Annotated in this window: 16 protein-coding genes; 3 read left to right on the forward strand and 13 right to left on the reverse strand. The window is 64.0% G+C overall.

The window, feature by feature from the left end; genetic code table 11:
• Positions 1-13 precede the first annotated feature (13 nt).
• Positions 14-1,183, forward strand: coding sequence for a cystathionine beta-lyase (gene metC / locus A8950_RS18595; RefSeq protein WP_133615189.1), 1,170 nt, complete (start codon positions 14-16; stop codon positions 1,181-1,183).
• Between the two features lie 60 nt (positions 1,184-1,243).
• Here the strand turns inward: metC and rpsD are convergent, their stop codons facing one another.
• From rpsD to cimA, 5 genes are all read right to left on the reverse strand, one after another.
• Complete coding sequence (gene rpsD / locus A8950_RS18600) at positions 1,244-1,858, reverse strand: 30S ribosomal protein S4 (protein WP_133615190.1); 615 nt, start codon at positions 1,856-1,858, stop codon at positions 1,244-1,246.
• A 170-nt stretch (positions 1,859-2,028) separates the two neighbouring features.
• The gene (locus A8950_RS18605) at positions 2,029-3,093 is read right to left on the reverse strand and encodes a WD40/YVTN/BNR-like repeat-containing protein (protein ID WP_133615191.1); all 1,065 of its coding nucleotides are present in this window, start codon (positions 3,091-3,093) and stop codon (positions 2,029-2,031) included.
• Between the two features lie 11 nt (positions 3,094-3,104).
• Complete coding sequence (locus A8950_RS18610) at positions 3,105-3,374, reverse strand: MoaD/ThiS family protein (protein ID WP_133615192.1); 270 nt, start codon at positions 3,372-3,374, stop codon at positions 3,105-3,107.
• Between the two features lie 53 nt (positions 3,375-3,427).
• Positions 3,428-4,168 (reverse strand): RNA methyltransferase, encoded by a 741-nt coding sequence (locus tag A8950_RS18615; protein WP_322090937.1) that lies wholly within the window; start codon positions 4,166-4,168, stop codon positions 3,428-3,430.
• A 2-nt stretch (positions 4,169-4,170) separates the two neighbouring features.
• Positions 4,171-5,772: a citramalate synthase gene (gene cimA, locus A8950_RS18620; protein ID WP_133615193.1), complete on the reverse strand. Its 1,602-nt coding sequence runs from the start codon at positions 5,770-5,772 to the stop codon at positions 4,171-4,173.
• A gap of 77 nt (positions 5,773-5,849) precedes the next feature.
• On the opposite strand from cimA, the gene A8950_RS18625 reads away from it, so the two are divergent.
• Complete coding sequence (locus A8950_RS18625; protein WP_208109932.1) at positions 5,850-6,518, forward strand: LysE family translocator; 669 nt, start codon at positions 5,850-5,852, stop codon at positions 6,516-6,518.
• Between the two features lie 3 nt (positions 6,519-6,521).
• On the opposite strand, the gene A8950_RS18630 is transcribed toward A8950_RS18625, so the two are convergent.
• From A8950_RS18630 to A8950_RS18645, 4 genes are read right to left on the reverse strand one after another with little or no spacing between them, the layout of a single operon-like run.
• Positions 6,522-6,995, reverse strand: a complete 474-nt coding sequence (locus tag A8950_RS18630; RefSeq protein WP_166645276.1) for a PAS domain-containing protein — start codon at positions 6,993-6,995, stop codon at positions 6,522-6,524.
• A 25-nt stretch (positions 6,996-7,020) separates the two neighbouring features.
• Positions 7,021-8,397, reverse strand: a complete 1,377-nt coding sequence (gene cysS / locus A8950_RS18635) for a cysteine--tRNA ligase (RefSeq protein ID WP_133615195.1) — start codon at positions 8,395-8,397, stop codon at positions 7,021-7,023.
• A gap of 11 nt (positions 8,398-8,408) precedes the next feature.
• Positions 8,409-9,752 (reverse strand): glutamate--tRNA ligase, encoded by a 1,344-nt coding sequence (gene gltX, locus A8950_RS18640; protein ID WP_208109933.1) that lies wholly within the window; start codon positions 9,750-9,752, stop codon positions 8,409-8,411.
• A 44-nt stretch (positions 9,753-9,796) separates the two neighbouring features.
• Positions 9,797-11,455, reverse strand: coding sequence for an NAD+ synthase (locus A8950_RS18645; protein WP_133615197.1), 1,659 nt, complete (start codon positions 11,453-11,455; stop codon positions 9,797-9,799).
• A gap of 127 nt (positions 11,456-11,582) precedes the next feature.
• Here A8950_RS18645 and A8950_RS18650 point away from each other — a divergent pair, with 127 nt between their 5' ends.
• A complete protein-coding gene (locus A8950_RS18650) occupies positions 11,583-11,897 on the forward strand; it encodes a hypothetical protein (RefSeq protein ID WP_133615198.1) in 315 nt (104 codons plus the stop codon).
• Here A8950_RS18650 and A8950_RS18655 read toward each other — a convergent pair whose 3' ends face one another.
• The 4 genes from A8950_RS18655 to gor form a co-directional block, all read right to left on the reverse strand.
• Positions 11,898-13,079 carry a nicotinate phosphoribosyltransferase gene (locus A8950_RS18655; protein WP_407644244.1) on the reverse strand — a complete coding sequence of 394 codons (1,182 nt, stop codon included), beginning with the start codon at positions 13,077-13,079 and terminating at the stop codon, positions 11,898-11,900.
• Positions 13,051-14,430 (reverse strand): class II 3-deoxy-7-phosphoheptulonate synthase, encoded by a 1,380-nt coding sequence (locus A8950_RS18660; RefSeq protein ID WP_133615199.1) that lies wholly within the window; start codon positions 14,428-14,430, stop codon positions 13,051-13,053. The genes A8950_RS18655 and A8950_RS18660 overlap by 29 nt, the downstream gene beginning before the upstream one ends.
• 158 nt (positions 14,431-14,588) lie before the next feature.
• Positions 14,589-15,050: a hypothetical protein gene (locus A8950_RS18665; RefSeq protein WP_133615200.1), complete on the reverse strand. Its 462-nt coding sequence runs from the start codon at positions 15,048-15,050 to the stop codon at positions 14,589-14,591.
• 56 nt (positions 15,051-15,106) lie between these two features.
• Positions 15,107-16,462 (reverse strand): glutathione-disulfide reductase, encoded by a 1,356-nt coding sequence (gor, locus tag A8950_RS18670; RefSeq protein ID WP_133615201.1) that lies wholly within the window; start codon positions 16,460-16,462, stop codon positions 15,107-15,109.
• Positions 16,463-16,591 lie beyond the last annotated feature (129 nt).

Raw genomic sequence — 16,591 nt, forward strand, 5'->3', positions numbered from 1 at the left:
CCGGACCACACCCATGACCAAGCGCGACCGCACCCTGGCTACCCATGCCGGCAATCACCCGAAGGCCCATCACGGCATCGTCAATCCGCCCGTATACCACGCCTCGACGGTACTTTATGACAGCGTCGCCGACATGCGGGCGCGCCACAAGGAGCGTTTCAATACGGTCTATTACGGGCGTTACGGCACCCCGACGACCTTCGCCCTGGAAGAAGCCGTGGCCGCCCTGGAAGAGGCCGACCGGGCCGTTGCCGTGCCGTCCGGGCTTGGCGCTGTGTCCGGCGCCCTGCTGAGTTTTCTCGGCGCCGGGGACCATGTGCTGATGGTGGACTCCACCTACGAGCCCACCCGCGTGTTCTGCGACACGCAGCTTCGAAGGTTCGGCATCGAGACGACCTATTACGACCCGTCGGTCGGCGCCGGTATCGCCGCGCTCATCCGACCCAATACCAAAGTCGTATATCTGGAGAGTCCCGGCTCCCACACCTTCGAGATCCAGGACGTGCCCGCGATCGCCGCCGCCGCCCATGAAAGGGACTGCGTCGTCATCCTGGACAATACCTGGGCCAGCCCCCTCTTCTTCAAACCCTACCGCCACGGAGTCGATGTCGTGGTGCATGCGGCGACCAAATACATCGTCGGCCATTCGGACGTGATGATGGGCATCATCACCATGCGCGATCGGTTCTTTACGCAGGTGAAGACCCAGGTTCACGGCATGGGCTTTGCCGTCGGTGGCGACGATTGTTATCTGGCCCTGCGCGGCCTGCGTACGATCGGCGCCCGCCTCGCCCAGCACCAGCAAACGGCACTCACCCTCGCCAACTGGCTGAAGGGACGGCCGGAAGTGGCCAGGGTGCTGCACCCCGCATTGCCGGAACATCCCGGCCATGACTTGTGGAAACGCGACTTCCTGGGTTCAAGCGGCCTCTTCGGCGTGGTCTTCAACCCGTTCGATGATGCGCGCGTAGCCGCCATGATCGACGGCATGGAGCTTTTCGGCCTCGGGTTTTCCTGGGGCGGCTATGAAAGCCTGATGGTGCCCTCCAGCCTCGGCAGCGCGCGAACCGCCACCAGATGGCGGCAGCCGGGGCCGACGGTGCGCATCCATGCCGGGCTCGAGGATCCCGACGACCTGATCGCGGATCTGGCCCGCGGCCTCGACCGGCTGCGCGGCAACTGAAAGAAAAAGGGCCGGTCCCCAAGGACCGGCCCTTCTTGTTTCGCGTGGGATCGCGCCGACTTAGCGCGAGTAGTATTCGACGACCAGATGCGGTTCCATGCTGACCGGGTACGGCACGTCACCCAGCTGCGGCACGCGCACGAGTCTCGCGGTCATCTTCTTGTGGTCGGTCTCGACATATTCCGGCACATCACGCTCCTGCGACTGCGCGGCGCCGAGAACGATGGCCAGCTGCTTGGCGCGGTCGCGGACTTCCACGACATCGCCTTCCTTCAGCTGGTAGGAGCCGATATTGACGCGCTTGCCGTTCACCAGGACGTGGCCGTGGTTGACGAACTGGCGGGCGGCGAAAACGGTCGGCACGAATTTGGCGCGGTAGACGACAGTCTCCAGGCGGCGCTCGAGCAGACCGATCAGGTTTTCGGAGGTGTCGCCGCGGCGACGGGCGGCTTCTTCATAGAGCTTGCGGAACTGGCGCTCGCCGATCGAGCCGTAATAGCCCTTCAGGCGCTGCTTCGCCATCAACTGGATGCCGTAATCGGTCGGCTTCTTGCGGCGCTGGCCGTGCTGGCCGGGGCCGTATTCGCGATCGTTGACCGGGCTCTTGGGACGGCCCCACAGATTGACGCCCAAACGGCGGTCGATCTTGTGCTTGGCCTGAATACGCTTCGACATGGATAATCCTCTCGTTTTTGCACGACGTTTTTCATGTCCCGGCTGTCCGACCCGGTCGAAACCGGCGGCTGGACTGGGCCCAAAGGCGGTCCGGCACGGGAGCGGGCGGAATATAGCGGCTAATTCCGCCCCGTCAAGCGCCGATAAATTGGCATAACAATTTGAAATATCTAGAAAATTCTGACGCAATAGACGGGCGGCAGGTGGCTGGAGAGCAGTTGCCACGCCTCCCCGCCATCGGAACTGGTCCAGAGATTGCCCGTGGTCGAGCCGAATGCCAGCTTCTCACCGGTGTCGTCCACATCCATGGCGTGGCGCAGGACCAGGTCGAAGGCCGGCTTTTCCGGCAGGCCCTTTGTGATGGTCCGGAAGCTCCGCCCGCCATCGCTGGTCTTGGCAACACAGAAGGTCTCGTCCTTCGGCATGCGGTACTGGTCCTTCTCGCCAGGGACGAACCAGGCGGTCAGCGGATCCCGCGGATGAACGGCAACGGCGAAGCCGAAGGCCTTGGAGATCTCCTGCCAGGTCGACCCGCCATCGGACGACGTGAAGACGGCATTGTGATGCTGGATATAGAGCCGGTCGGGATCCTGCCGCGCGCGGCGCATCTGGTGCACATCCTGCACGTTCGGGTTCTCCGCCTGGTCGGGCGGCATATAGGCGGCCCACAATCCCTTCGAGGTATTGCGCCAGCTCGCCCCCTCATCCTCGGTCTGCCAGACCCCGCCGGCGGAAATGGCGATGCCCATGCGCCGGCTGTCGTTGGGATGGATCGAGATCGAACTGACGGCTGGGGTATCATTGCCGGCGCCGCCCCATTGGGTGCGTTCCGGCAGGTTCATAAAGGACTGGTTCAGGGTCCAGCTTTCGCCCGCGTCGTCGGAGCGGAAGATCCCCGCGGGCACCGTGCCGGCATAGATCGTGCCGGGCCGATCCGCACCCGCCGCTTCCAGCGCCCAGATGTTGAGAACCGCAGGTGCGTTGCTGGCCTCCATCTTCGGGAAGGCGGGCGTCGCGATTTCGCGCCAATTTGCGCCGTCATCGTCCGAGCGGTGCAGCTTGGGTCCGAAATGGCCGTGATCGAGGGCCGCATAGAGGCGGCCATCACGCGGGTCGCGCATCACCATGCTGACCGGCGTGCCGCGAAAGTGGACACCCTCGTAAAGCCAGCCGCCGTCCTTCAGGCGATAGAGAATAAGCCCCTTGCGTGACGCGACTGCCAGTCTGCTTGCCATATCGTTCTCCCTCAGCCGCCGGACAAAGCCTGCAGCACATGGATCTCGTCGTCCTCATCCACGAGATGCGAGGGCCAGTCGGCGGCAGCCAGGCGTTCACCGTTCAGGAAGATGACGACATGCTTGCGCAGGCGGTTCTGCTCGTCGACCACATAGCCGCGGAGCTTCGGATATCGGGCGAAGACGGGCTCCAGCGCATTACCAAGATTACCGGCCGCAATGTGGACAGCTTCAGTTGGTGCGACCTTGCGCAGATGCGACGTGAATGAGACGCGTGCCATCCTGACCTTGTCCGGCCCGGTTTGGACCGCTTCCGCTGGGTTCGGAACGGCGGTTATTTTCGCGGCACACGCAGCGTTGTCAATTCCTTCACTACGCCATGCAGCGTCCGCACCTCCTGTTCGGTCAGATGCGTACGCGACCACATGTTCCGCAGGTTCCGCACCATGCTGGGCCGGGCTTCCTGGTTGCGCAGGAACCCGCAGGCATCGAGTTCGCGCTCGAAATGCGCAAAGAAGGCGTGAAGCTGTTCCTTTGTCGCCAGCGGCGACCCATTGGTGTCGAGTTGTGACGGTGGAGTGGTATCGCCGGCCTGAAACCACTCGTATCCGACAAGCAGCACCGCCTGGGCCAGGTTGAGGCTGGTGAACTCCGGGTTGAGCGGCACGGTCAGGAGCGCATCCGCCAGCGCCACATCGTCATTGACCAGGCCCATGCGCTCTGCGCCGAACAAGAAACCGATTCTGCCACCGGCCGCGATCCTTTCTTTCGCCTCGGCCGCGGCAAATCGGGCTGTCACGATGGGCTTCACCATCTTCCGGTCCCGCGCCGTGGTGGCATAGACATAGGTCAGGTCCCGGAGCGCGTCCTCGGTCTTCTCGAAGACCCGGACCGGGGGCATCATCTCGAACGCTCCCACCGCGGCGCGCTCGGCCTTCACATTTGGCCAGCCGTCGCGGGGCCCGACCAGACGCAAATCGGTGAGGCCGCAATTCAGCATGGCGCGCGCCGCCGTGCCGATGTTCTCGCCCATCTGCGGGCTAACCAGGATGATGGCGGGACCGCCCATGCTCATGGTTATTCGGCGCTCTTCGCGCCCGATTTCAGGAGCTTCCAGGTGATCGCGTCGTTGAGCGCCTCGTAGGAGGCATCGATGATATTGGGCGAGACGCCGACCGTGCTCCAGCGCTCGCCGGCATTGTCGGCACTTTCGATCATAACGCGGGTGATGGCCTCGGTACCGGCCTGGGGCGTCAGGATGCGCACCTTGAAATCCACCAGCCGCATGTCGCCAAGCTCGGGATAATGCGGCAGCAGCGCCTTCCTGAGCGCGGTGTCCAGCGCGTTCACCGGGCCATTGCCGGTGGCGACCGTCATCAGCTGCTCGCCTTTGAGCTCGATCGTGACCGTGGCCTCGGATTCTGTCACCAGTTCACCGCGCACGTTCCAGCGCCGCTCGTCCATGACGCGGAAGCGTGCCAGCCGGAAATAGCCGGGTACCGAGCCCAGCGCGCGCCGCGCCAGCAATTCGAACGATGCCTCGGCACCGTCATAGGCATAGCCCTCGTATTCGCGCAGTTTCACCGTCTCGACCAGCGCCGCCACCTTGCCGTCATCCGCCTCGACATCGAGCCCGACCTCGCGGAAGCGCGCCAGGATGTTGGCGCGGCCCGACTGGTCGGAGACGACGATATGGCGGCGGTTGCCGACCAGCTCAGGCTCGATATGCTCGTAGGTCCGCGGATCCTTCTCCACAGCCGAGACATGCAGCCCGCCCTTGTGGGCAAAGGCGCTCTCGCCGACATAGGCGGCGCTGCGATTGGGCGCGCGGTTGAGACGCTCGTCCAGCAGGCGCGAGACATGGGTCAGCTGCTTCAGGTCCTGCTCGGTCAGGCCGACCTTGAAGTTCGATTTCAGCATCAGCGAGGGGATGAGTGAAACCAGGTTGGCATTGCCGCAGCGCTCGCCGAGGCCGTTGAGCGTGCCCTGGATCTGCCGCACGCCCGCCCGCACGGCGGCGAGCGAGTTGGCGACGGCATTCTCGGTATCGTTATGGCAATGGATGCCAAGCCGCGCGCCAGGGATTTTCGCCGTCACCTCGCCGACGATGCGTTCCACCTCGTGCGGCAGCGTGCCGCCATTGGTGTCGCAGAGCACGATCCAACGCGCACCGGCCTGGTAGGCGGCCAGGGCGCAATCCAGCGCGTATTGCGGATTGGCCTTGTAACCGTCGAAGAAGTGCTCGGCGTCGAACATCACCTCGTCCACGCTCTTGCCGGCATGCGCGACGCTTTCCCTGATCATGTCGATGTTCTCGCTGCGGCTGATGCCGAGGGCCACGTCGACATGGAAATCCCAGCTCTTGCCGACCATGCAGACTGCCGGAGTCTTCGCGTTGAGAAGGGCGTTGAGGCCGGGATCGTTGGCGGCCGAGCGGCCGGGCCGGCGCGTCATGCCGAAGGCGACGAACCTGGCCCTGTTGAAGGCGGGAGGTGCCCCGAAGAAGGCATCGTCGGTCGGGTTGGCGCCAGGCCAGCCGCCCTCGACATAGTCCACCCCGAGCCGATCCAGCGCCTGGGCGATGGCCAGCTTGTCGTTGACGCTGAAATCGACGCCCTGGGTCTGGGCACCGTCCCGCAGGGTGCTGTCGAAAAGGTATACGCGATTGTCGTCTGCCATGATCGGCCGGCTTTTCCAGCAATTTCCGGTGATTGACCGGCTAATGACCATATGGGACTCTGCCCGTCAAGCAGCCCATGGACAGATTGTTACCCGCCTTCGAGGCCTCGGAAATGCCGGATCCTGTTGCCCTTGTCCCCTTTTTCATCGCCGCCCTGGCATTGAACCTGACACCCGGCGCCGACATGACCTATGTCATCGCCCGGGCCGCGGCACAGGGCCGCGCCGCCGGTATTGCCGCCAGCTTCGGCATCGCCGGCGGGTCTCTGGTCCATACCGCCCTTGCCGCCTTCGGAGTTTCTGCCCTGCTTGCCCATTCCGAAGCGGCCTTTGTCGCGGTGAAATCGGCTGGCGTGGCTTATCTGCTCTATCTCGCCTGGAAGGCGCTGAAGGCCGGCAAGGCCCGACTCTCCGGCTGCAGCGCGCCAGCACCAGCCGGCCTGTGGCGGGTCTTCGCGGAAGGCGCGCTGACCAACGTGCTCAACCCCAAGGTCGCCCTCTTCATCCTGGCCTTCCTGCCGCAATTCGTCGATCCCAGGGCCGGACCCGTCTGGCTGCAGATACTCGTCCTCGGCACCCTCTTCAACATCAGCGGCACGGCGGTGAACTGCGCCGTCGCCATTTCCGCGGCAACGGCCGCGAAGCTGCTGAAGGGCTCCGCCATGGTCGGGCTGTGGCTCAACCGGCTGACGGCACTGGTCTTCGTCGGCCTCGCCTTGCGCCTCGCCCTTGCCGAACGCCGCTGACACTCAGCGCAGCGGCAGCGGTTCGATGTCCTGGTAGATCAGCACCTGGTCGACGCGTTCGCCGCTGCTGGAAAGGGGCAGGAACAGGGTGCCGATCTCGCGCGCAAACCCGGAGCGCGAGGGTGTGGAATCGTAGTCGAACACGATGGATTGCTCGTCGATGGCGAGGCGATAGTTTTCCAGCACCTCTTCACGGACATTTCCGTAGAGGCCCTCTTCCACCGGTCGGCCGGTGGGATCGAAGCCGCGGTGCTGACACACCGCCGTACCAACCACGCGGTAAACGATCTTCCGCGCCGGCTTGACGTCGACGAGGACGATGCCGGGCAGCCAGGGTTTCATTTCGACGGGATCGATGTCGCAGCGTCGCGGCAGCTTGCGGCCGCACTTCTTCTTGCTCCAGTAGCGGTAGAGTGCCGCCGTCCGGAGTGAGCAACGTTCCAGAAAGTCCTCCGACGTGAGCCGCTGATAGGTCATATCAGCGCATCCTGCTAAGCCGCGTTTACGCCCGGCGCCACGTCGTCCCCATGGAATTATCTTCCAACAAGATGCCCTTGGCCGCAAGGTCATTACGGATGCGGTCTGCTTCCGCAAAGTTTTTTGTCTTCTTCGCAGCAAGCCGCGCCGCAATCAGCGCCTCGATCTCGGCCGTCTCGATGCCGGAACCACCTGATTGCAACCACTTGGCAGGATCTTGCCAGAGCAGGCCAAGCAGCTGCGCGCCACCCAATAGCTCAGTCTTGGCGACCTTTTTCTCAGTTTCATTGGTCGCCTTGTTAAGCTTCGTTACCAACTCATGCAGCTCGCTCAGCGCCAGGGGCGTGTTGAGATCGTCGGCGATGGCAGCCAGCACGTGATCCGTCGGCGCCGGATCAACGGCCATATCCGCCACCTTGGCCAGGGCGCCGTAAAAGCGATCGAGTTGCGCCTTGGCCTCGATGATGCCCTCGCGGGTGATGTCGATCGGCTGGCGGTAATGCGCCGAAAGGAGCGCGAGGCGGATCGCCTCGCCACGGAACCCCTCCTCCAGCAATTCATGCACCGTGAAGAAGTTGCCGAGCGATTTCGACATCTTCTGCCCGTTCACCTGGACGAAGCCGTTATGCAGCCAGTAATTGGCCATGACCGGCGTGCCGTGGGCGCAACGACTCTGGGCGATCTCGTTCTCGTGATGCGGGAAGATGAGGTCGATCCCGCCGGCATGGATGTCGAATACCTCGCCGAGGATATCGCCGGACATGGCCGAGCACTCGATATGCCAGCCGGGCCGCCCCTTGCCCCAGGGGCTGTCCCAGCCGATCTGGTTGTCGGCCGAGGGCTTCCACAGCGTGAAATCGGCCGGGTGCTTCTTGTAGGGCGCCACGTCGACGCGGGCACCCGCGATCATGTCGTCGAGGCTGCGTCGCGATAATTTTCCGTAATCCTGCATTGCCGGCACGTTGAAGAGGACATGCCGCTCGGCCTCATAGGCAAAGCCCTTGGCAATGAGTTGCTCGATAAGGCGGATCATCTGCGGGACATAGGCGGTCGCGCGCGGCTCGCGATCCGGCGGCAGTGCCCCCAGCGCCGCCATGTCGTCATGATACCATCCGGCCGTGCGCGTCGTAATGCTCTCGATGCTCTCGCCGGTCTTCTCGGCCGCCGCCATGATCTTGTCGTCGATATCGGTAATGTTGCGGGCATAGGTGACGTGATCCGGCCCATAGACATGGCGCAGCAGGCGATAGAGCACATCGAACGCCACGACCGGGCGCGCATTGCCGATATGGGCATAGTCATAGACCGTCGGGCCGCAGACATAAATGCGCACGTTCAGGGGATCGATCGGCTGGAACACCTGCTTCTCGCGCAGCAGGGTGTTGTAGAGATGAATCGTCATAATCCCAATCCTCACGCGCTCTCGCCGCGCAGGCGGCGCAGCGCCTTGTCGCGGCCGATCAGCGGCAGCAGCAGCTTCAGTTCCGGGCCGTGGTCGAGGCCGGTGAGCGCGAGGCGCAGGGGCATGAACAAATCCTTGCCCTTGCGGCCCGTCGCAGCCTTGACCGCATCAGTCCAGCTTTTCCAGGTGCCCTCATCCCAGGGCTCGGGCGGCAGGACATCGGCCGCTGCCCCGGCAAAGGCCGGATCGGTCACCTGAGGCGGTATGGTTCCGCGACAGATCCGGTACCATTCGGCAACCTCCTCGACCTTCTCGACATTGGATCGTGCCACGTCCCAGAGTGCCGCATCGACACTGCCGAGGCCGAGGCTGGCAAGGTGCGCCTGCGCCTCGGCAAAGGGCAACAGGTGTAGGAGGCGCGCATTGAGGTGCAGCAACTCGACGGGGTCGAAGCGCGGGCTAGATTTACCGAACTTGGCCAGGTCGTGGCCCGCGACCAGCTCGTCGAGATGGCGCACCGGCAGGACCGGATCGCCAGTGCCGATATGGGCGAGATAGGCGTTGAGCGCCATGGGCTCGAGCCCTTGCGCCCTGAGATCCGCAATGGAGAGCGAACCGAGCCGCTTCGACAGCCCCTCGCCGGCGGCATCCACCAGCAACGGCAGATGCGCAAACTCCGGCGCCTTGGCGCCCAATGCCTCGAAGATCTGGATCTGGGTCGCCGTGTTGGTGACGTGGTCGTTACCGCGGATCACATGGCTGACACCGAGCTCAATGTCGTCCACCACGGATGGCAGGGTGTAGAGATAGGTCCCGTCGGCCCGGATGAGGACGGGGTCCGACTGGCTCGAGGTGTCGATATGCTCGGCCCCGCGCACGTGGTCGTGCCATTCGACGCGGCGACCCTCCAGCCGGAAGCGCCAATGCGGCGTGATACCCGCCGCCTCCAGGCGCGCCCGGTCACTATCGGTCAGTTTCAGCGCCGCCCGGTCATAGACCGGCGGCTTGCCCTGGCTCAACTGCACCTTGCGCTTCAGCGCCAGTTCCTCGGCCGTTTCATAGCAAGGATAGAGGCGGCCGCTCTGCTTCAACCTGGCCGCGGCGGAATCATAGGATGCGAGGCGCTGGGACTGGCGGGCGAACAGATCCCAGGCGAGACCCAGCCAGGCGAGATCCGCCTCGATGCCGGCGGCGAACTCGGCGGTGGAGCGTTCGATGTCGGTATCGTCGAGGCGCAACAGGAACGAGCCGCCGCGCTGGCGCGCGAACAGCCAGTTATTCAGGGCAACGTAGATGTTGCCGACATGCAGCCGGCCCGTGGGGCTGGGTGCGAAGCGAACGCGAACCGACATCACAACACTCGACTTCCATCAATCTGACCCCGTCAGCCCGGCCAATCCTAACCAGGACGAAAGCCGTTGGTGATCGGATACCGTCGGTCCCGGCCGAAGGCGCGGCGCGATATCTTGACCCCGGGCGGGGCCTGGCGACGCTTGTATTCAGCCAGATCCAGCATGCGCCAGACCCGGTGGACCGTGGCCCTGTCATAGCCCCTGGCGACGATCTGGTCCACGGCCATCTCCTCCTCGACCAGGCAGGTGAGGATGCCGTCGAGGATGTCATAGGGCGGCAGGGTGTCCTGGTCGGTCTGGTCGGGCTTCAATTCTGCCGAGGGCGGCTTGGAAATGACCCGTTCAGGCATGACCGCGCGCGCCGGCCCCAGGCAATCCGCCGGCTGGTGGTCGTTCCGCCATCGGCTCAAGGCGAAGACGGTCACCTTGTAGATGTCCTTGAGCACCGAATAGCCGCCGCACATGTCGCCATAGAGGGTCGCATAGCCGACCGACATTTCCGACTTGTTGCCGGTGGTCAGCAGCATGTGGCCGAGCTTGTTGGAGAGTGCCATCAGGGTTAGGCCGCGCGCGCGGCTCTGGATGTTTTCCTCGGTCGTGTCCGTCTGGCGCCCCGCGAACAGGGGGGCCAGCATCCCCTCGAAGGCCCGCATGGCAGGCTCGATGGAAACGACGTCATAGGCTATGCCCAGCAACTGGGCGCAGGCAGCCGCATCCTCAAGGCTCTCCCGGCTGGTATAGGGCGACGGCATCATGACGGCGCGCACCTTGTCCGGCCCAAGCGCGTCGACCGCAACCGCCGCCGACAAGGCACTGTCGATGCCGCCGGAAAGTCCCAGGATCACGCCGGGAAAGTTGTTCTTGCGCACGTAATCGCGCAGGCCCAGCACCATCGCCTGATAGATCGAGTGCAGCCGCGGCAGGCTCTCGGTCGTCACCCCCGGCAGGCACTGCCAGCCCTCCTTGCCGCGCCGCCATTCGCTCACCTCGACCGCCTCCCGGAAGGCCGGCAGGCGCCAGCGAATCGCGCCGCCGCGGTCGAGTACGAAGGAATCGCCGTCGAAGACCAGTTCGTCCTGCCCGCCCACCTGGTTCACATAGATGATCGGCAGGCCGGTTTCCCGCTGACGTGCACGGGCGATGTCGAGGCGCTGGTCGATCTTGTCATGCTCATACGGGCTGCCATTGGGCACCACCAACAGATCGGCACCCCGCGCCCTGAGATGCGCCGCCGTGGTCGGAAACCAGAGATCCTCGCAGATCATCAGGCCGATATTCAGGCCCCCAAAGGCGACCGGTTCCAGCAATGGACCCGGCTGGAAGACGCGCTTCTCGTCAAAGACCCCATAATTGGGCAGATCGTATTTGAAGCGCGCCGCAAGGACCCTGCCCTCGCCCAACAGAAAGGCGCCATTGTGCAGCCTCCCCTCCTCCAGCCATGGCGCGCCGACGATGACGGCCGGCCCGCCATCGGCCGTCTCCCTTGCCAACGCCTCGACCGCCTCGCGGCAAGCTACCTGAAAGGCTGGCTTCAGGACCAGGTCCTCCGGCGGATAGCCGGAAACACCCAATTCGCCAGTAACCACCAGATCGGCACCCTTGGCCCGCGCTTCGACCCTCGCTGTCCGGATGCGCGACAGGTTGCCGGCAATGTCGCCCACCTTCGGGTTCAATTGGGCCAGAGCGATCCTGCTGGTTTCGGTCATGCTTTTCCTGCCTCTCGTCGCGGCAAACTTAACTTTTTGATTTCCCAAGTCAATTGGCGAGGGGCACGCGGGGCCGGCACGGCACATGCTAGGATTGCAACAGCCATCCCATGCCGGAGCCAGGATAATGAAACGCTATCGCCCTGTAATTATTGCTGCGGTCGCCGCGCTGGTCGCCTCGGCCATGCACTTGCCCACCGCCGCGCAGGACCTGCCCGGCACCCTGACCCCCACCCCGGTGATCGAACAGGCGGGCGGCCGCTATGTGCTGATGGTACTCGATCAGGCCGATTTCGACCTCACCAAGTCGCGCTCGACCGTGAATGTCCTGCTCGATACCCGCACCGGCAAGACCTGGGTATTGCAATGGGGTGTCAAGCCAAACAGCAATGAACGCGGATATGTCTGGTCGGAGATCCCCTTCGCCGCGGCACCGAAATGATCATTCCTTCCGGAACAGGAACTCGCGACCGACCTTCACCCGCTTGACGCCGTTGTATTCGATGATGTCGGCGGTGGCGTAGGTCTCGGTCCAGCGCTGCGGCAGGAAGGACCCGGTGCCGACCACGTCAATGGGTGCCTTGGCTTCTGCCATCACCTTGCACTTGGCCGGATCGAAACCCGACGAAGCGACGATCTTCACCTTGTGGAAGCCCTCGCGGTCGAGTGCGTCGCGCAGGTGCCAGATGGCGGCGGCCGAGACGCCGGCGCCGACCAGGCTCCTCAACTCCGCCTCGCTGCGATAGCCGCGGATCACGTTGGGCACATGCCGGTCGAGCACCGCATAGGAAGCCGGCGGGTCGAGGCCCTCAATGAAGCGGCTGCCCGGTGTATCGATGCGGACCGAGAGTTTCCCCTGCGATGCCATGGCGGCAAAGCGGCGCGCGACAGTCAGCGCATCGGTCACTTCGCGGCCGAAATAATCGACCAGCACCGTCATCGGTTCGTCCGGGAAGGTCTCGTTGAACATCTCGGCCGCGCGCAGGGTTGAGCCGGCATAGCCGATGAGGGCATGGGGCATGGTGCCCAACGCCCTTTCCTGGCCGAAATAATGCGCCGTCGCCTGGGTGGCATTGCCGACGAAGCCGGTGGCGCCCACTTTGCGCCGAGCCCGGTCGGACCCGACCGAGGCGGCATAGGCCATCATCTCTGCCATCTCCAGCCCGGCGCAATGGCGTGCATCCATGGCGAGGAAGGCAACCTTGGGGAGATCGGCGCACATGGTGAAGGCGTTGAACGCGGCAACGCAGGCCGGCCCCAGTTTCATCAGCAGCAGCGTCTCGAGGTCGGCCAGATGCACGAAGGAGCCGCTGACATACATGATCGGCTCGCCGGCACCGACCCAGCGGCCCTCGTCATATTGCAGATCGATCTTGAATTCGGCGCCCCGTTCGGCCGCGATGCCGTGCAGCCAGTCGATGGCGAGACGCGGCGCCGAGACCACCGGGCGCCGCATGAAGACGGCATAGGTGACCCTGCAATCGCCGAATTTCTCGACGGTCGCCTTGGTCTTCAGGAAATACTGGTCGGACCAGTCGGCAATGGCAGCGGAAGCAGGGCCTGCAACCGGCCCCGCCTCCGACCTGGCATTGTCGTTACGAGGCTTCGGCGATGCGTTGTCCACCGGCGCGCTCCGCTTTCAATTGCTCGGCAATCAGGAAGGCAAGTTCCAGGGCCTGCGTCGCATTGAGGCGCGGGTCGCAATGGGTATGATAACGGTCGGCCAGGGCATCCTCGGTCACCGCCTTGGCGCCGCCGATGCATTCGGTAACGTCCTGGCCGGTCATCTCGAAATGCACGCCGCCAGCATGGGTGCCCTCGGCGCGGTGCACGGCGAAGAAGCCCTTCACCTCGGCCAGGATCCGGTCGAAGGGCCGCGTCTTGTAGCCGGTCGAGGATTTGATCGTGTTGCCGTGCATGGGATCGCAGGACCAGACGACCTTGGCGCCGTGGCGCTTCACGGCGCGGACCAGCGGCGGCAACTTCTGCTCCACCTTGTCATGCGCCATCCGGGCGATGAGGGTGAGGCGACCCGGTATGTTCTGCGGGTTGAGGATGTCGATCAGGCGAAGCAGCTCGTCCGGCTCCATGGTGGGCCCGCATTTGACGCCGATCGGGTTCTGGATGCCGCGCATGAACTCGACATGGGCGCCGTCCAGCTGGCGCGTGCGGTCGCCAATCCACAGCATGTGCGCCGAGCAGGCATACCACTTGCCGGTGAGGCTATCGACGCGGGTCAGCGTCTGCTCGAAATTGAGCAGCAGCGCCTCGTGGCTGGTGAAGAATTCGGTCTCGCGGATCTGCGGCACCGTCTCGGAGGTGAGGCCGCAGGCGGCCATGAACTCAAGTGTTTCCGAAAGCCGGTCGGCCAGTTCCTTGTAGCGGTGGCCGAGCGGGCTGTCGGCCACGAAATCGAGGTTCCAGCGATGCACCTTGTGAAGATCGGCAAAGCCGCCCTGGGCGAAGGCGCGCAGCAGATTGAGCGTCGACGCCGACTGGTTATAGGCCTGGATGAGGCGCTCCGGGTCCGGAATGCGCGCCTCCCTGGTGAACTCGATGCCGTTCACATTGTCGCCGCGATAGCTCGGCAGTTCGACGCCGTCGATCACCTCAGTCGGCGAGGAGCGCGGCTTGCCGAACTGGCCAGCCATGCGGCCGATCTTCACCACGGGCATGGCCGCACCGAAGGTCAGCACGACCGCCATCTGCAGCAGGACGCGGAAGGTATCGCGGATATTGTTGGCCGAGAACTCGGCGAAACTTTCGGCGCAATCGCCGCCCTGCAGCAGGAAGGCCTTCCCTTCAGCCACATTGCCCAGCACCTCGGTGAGGCGCCGCGCCTCGCCAGCAAAAACGAGCGGCGGATAGGCGCGCAGGCGCTCCTCGACCGACGCCAGCTTGGCGGCGTCCGGATATTCGGGAACCTGGGAGATCGGCTTGCCACGCCAGCTCTCCGGCGACCATTTCGTGCTCATCTTGCAGCCTCTGCGCGCGCCCGCGCTCATGGGTTGAACCTGACAGGCTGTGGATAACAGCCGCCTTCGATATACGATTTATGGGCCGGCCTTGCAAATGATGCAAGAAAGGCGCGCAATTCATTGAAATAGTTGATATTTAATCCCAAACGGACGGGTCAACCATCGCCGCCGAATATGAACAGTGTCGGCTCCGTCAACACCATCCGTAAAGGCGTGTACCGCCAGTCACCGTCTGTTTCCGAGTAATGCGGCTTGTTGATCATCCGACGGTGGATAAAGGACCCGCCGGCAAGATCATCCGGCGTAAACACGATCTCGCTGGAGAAGGACTTCGCGGCCAATGTCGTCGCCGCACGGTCCGGGCTCCCGTGCTGTACGACATAGCGGAGCGAGATCGGATAGCCGCCGAGATCGATCACGGTTGCCGGCGCATCGCGGACAAGGCAGATCTCTCCGTTAGAGTGCGCCCCGAAAAGGTCGTCGATGGATGATTGGCTGGATTCGGCATAGGTGATGCGGATCGCCGCCGCGGTATTGCATTCAAGGGTATCAACATCCGCCCAGGCCGTGGACAAGGGCAACAAGAACAAGGTCGCGGTGGCAAGAAACTGCTTCATGTCAGCCAGTTTAGTCCGGATGGCGACGCTGGCTGATCACGACGCCGTGAATGCCATCACGCCGCCACGGGATTTCGCATGGTGACGAATTCCTCGGCAGCCGTCGGGTGCACCGCCATGGTGGCATCGAATTGCTGCTTGGTGGCGCCCATTTTCACGGCGATGCCAAGGGCCTGGATGATCTCCGGCGCGTCCTGGCCCACCATATGCGCGCCCAGCACGACCTGGCTCGCTCGATCCACCACGAGTTTCATCAAGGTCCGCTCGTCACGGCCGGAGAGCGTGTGTTTCAACGGCTTGAAATCCGCCTTGTAGATGTCGAGTTCCCTGCCCTCGCCCCGCGCCTCGGCTTCGGTCGTGCCGACGGTGCCGATCGGCGGATGGCTGAAGACGGCGGTGGCAATGACAGCATGGTCGACCGACCAGGGCCTGTTGCCGAACACCGTATCGGCATAGGCATGGCCTTCCTTGATCGCGACCGGAGTCAGATTGACCCGGTCGGTGCAATCGCCCACGGCATGGATGTTGTCGACATTGGTCTTCGAGAACGCGTCGACCGCGATGGCGCCGCCCTTGCCGAGTGCCACACCGGCGGCTTCCAGTCCCAGGCCATCCGTCTTTGGCCTGCGGCCGGTCGCGTACATGACGGCGTCGCATTCGATCGTGGCGCCGGATTTCAGCGTCACCCGCCGCCCTGCCCCGACCGCCTCGATCTTCACGACATCCGCCTTGGTCTGCAGATTGATGCCCTTCTTGACGATCTCACTAGCCGCAAAATGGCGAATATCGTCATCGAAGCCGCGCAGGATCTGCTCGCCGCGATAGAGCAGATGGGTCTCGGCACCAAGGCCGTTGAAAATGCCGGCAAACTCGACCGCGATATAGCCGCCGCCGACGATGGCGACGTGCCGCGGCATTTGCTCCAGGTGGAAGGCCTCGTTCGAGGTGATGGCAAGTTCGATCCCCGGCACCGGCGGCATTTCCGGCCAGCCGCCAACGGCGACCAGGATGTTCCGTGCCGTAACGCGCCTGCCGCCGACATCCAGCGTATGCGGGTCGAGCAGCACGGCGCGGCTTTCCAGCAGCGCCACGTTCGAACCCGCTAACAGCTTCTTGTAGATGCCATTGAGGCGGTCGATCTCCCTGTCCTTGTTGGCGATCAGGGTCGGCCAGTCGAACCTCGCCTCGCCCGACGACCAGCCATAGGCGCGGGCATCCTCGAAATCCTCGTGGAAATGGGCGGCATAAGAGAGCAGCTTCTTCGGCACGCAGCCCCGGATGACGCAGGTGCCGCCGACGCGACTCTCCTCGGCGATGGCGACTTTGGCGCCATACCCGGCGGCGATCCTGGCCGCGCGCACGCCGCCCGAGCCGGCACCGATGACAAAGAGGTCGTAATCGAACTGGGACATCGCAAAGCTCCTGCCTTTGGCCGGCAGCTTTGCACGTTACCCCATGATTGGGTCAATCATTTCGGCCATTCATTCCGGATCTGCGGCATAACCCGTAAGGACGAAATGGATTTCGCCCTCCGGCTACTT

It is taken from the genome of Dongia mobilis (assembly GCF_004363235.1).
Classification (GTDB): Bacteria; Pseudomonadota; Alphaproteobacteria; order Dongiales; family Dongiaceae; genus Dongia; species Dongia mobilis.

Excerpts from the sequence above, each read along its gene's own strand:
- A8950_RS18650 (WP_133615198.1), top strand. The coding sequence starts at position 11,583 with ATGAAACGCTATCGCCCTGTAATTATTGCTGCGGTCGCCGCGCTGGTC.
- A8950_RS18660 (WP_133615199.1), bottom strand. The coding sequence starts at position 14,430 with ATGAGCACGAAATGGTCGCCGGAGAGCTGGCGTGGCAAGCCGATCTCC.
- A8950_RS18610 (WP_133615192.1), bottom strand. The coding sequence starts at position 3,374 with ATGGCACGCGTCTCATTCACGTCGCATCTGCGCAAGGTCGCACCAACT.
- A8950_RS18625 (WP_208109932.1), top strand. The coding sequence starts at position 5,850 with ATGGACAGATTGTTACCCGCCTTCGAGGCCTCGGAAATGCCGGATCCT.
- A8950_RS18605 (WP_133615191.1), bottom strand. The coding sequence starts at position 3,093 with ATGGCAAGCAGACTGGCAGTCGCGTCACGCAAGGGGCTTATTCTCTAT.
- metC (WP_133615189.1), top strand. The coding sequence starts at position 14 with ATGACCAAGCGCGACCGCACCCTGGCTACCCATGCCGGCAATCACCCG.
- A8950_RS18630 (WP_166645276.1), bottom strand. The coding sequence starts at position 6,995 with ATGACCTATCAGCGGCTCACGTCGGAGGACTTTCTGGAACGTTGCTCA.
- gor (WP_133615201.1), bottom strand. The coding sequence starts at position 16,462 with ATGTCCCAGTTCGATTACGACCTCTTTGTCATCGGTGCCGGCTCGGGC.
- A8950_RS18665 (WP_133615200.1), bottom strand. The coding sequence starts at position 15,050 with ATGAAGCAGTTTCTTGCCACCGCGACCTTGTTCTTGTTGCCCTTGTCC.
- A8950_RS18615 (WP_322090937.1), bottom strand. The coding sequence starts at position 4,168 with ATGAGCATGGGCGGTCCCGCCATCATCCTGGTTAGCCCGCAGATGGGC.
- cysS (WP_133615195.1), bottom strand. The coding sequence starts at position 8,397 with ATGACGATTCATCTCTACAACACCCTGCTGCGCGAGAAGCAGGTGTTC.
- A8950_RS18645 (WP_133615197.1), bottom strand. The coding sequence starts at position 11,455 with ATGACCGAAACCAGCAGGATCGCTCTGGCCCAATTGAACCCGAAGGTG.
- rpsD (WP_133615190.1), bottom strand. The coding sequence starts at position 1,858 with ATGTCGAAGCGTATTCAGGCCAAGCACAAGATCGACCGCCGTTTGGGC.
- cimA (WP_133615193.1), bottom strand. The coding sequence starts at position 5,772 with ATGGCAGACGACAATCGCGTATACCTTTTCGACAGCACCCTGCGGGAC.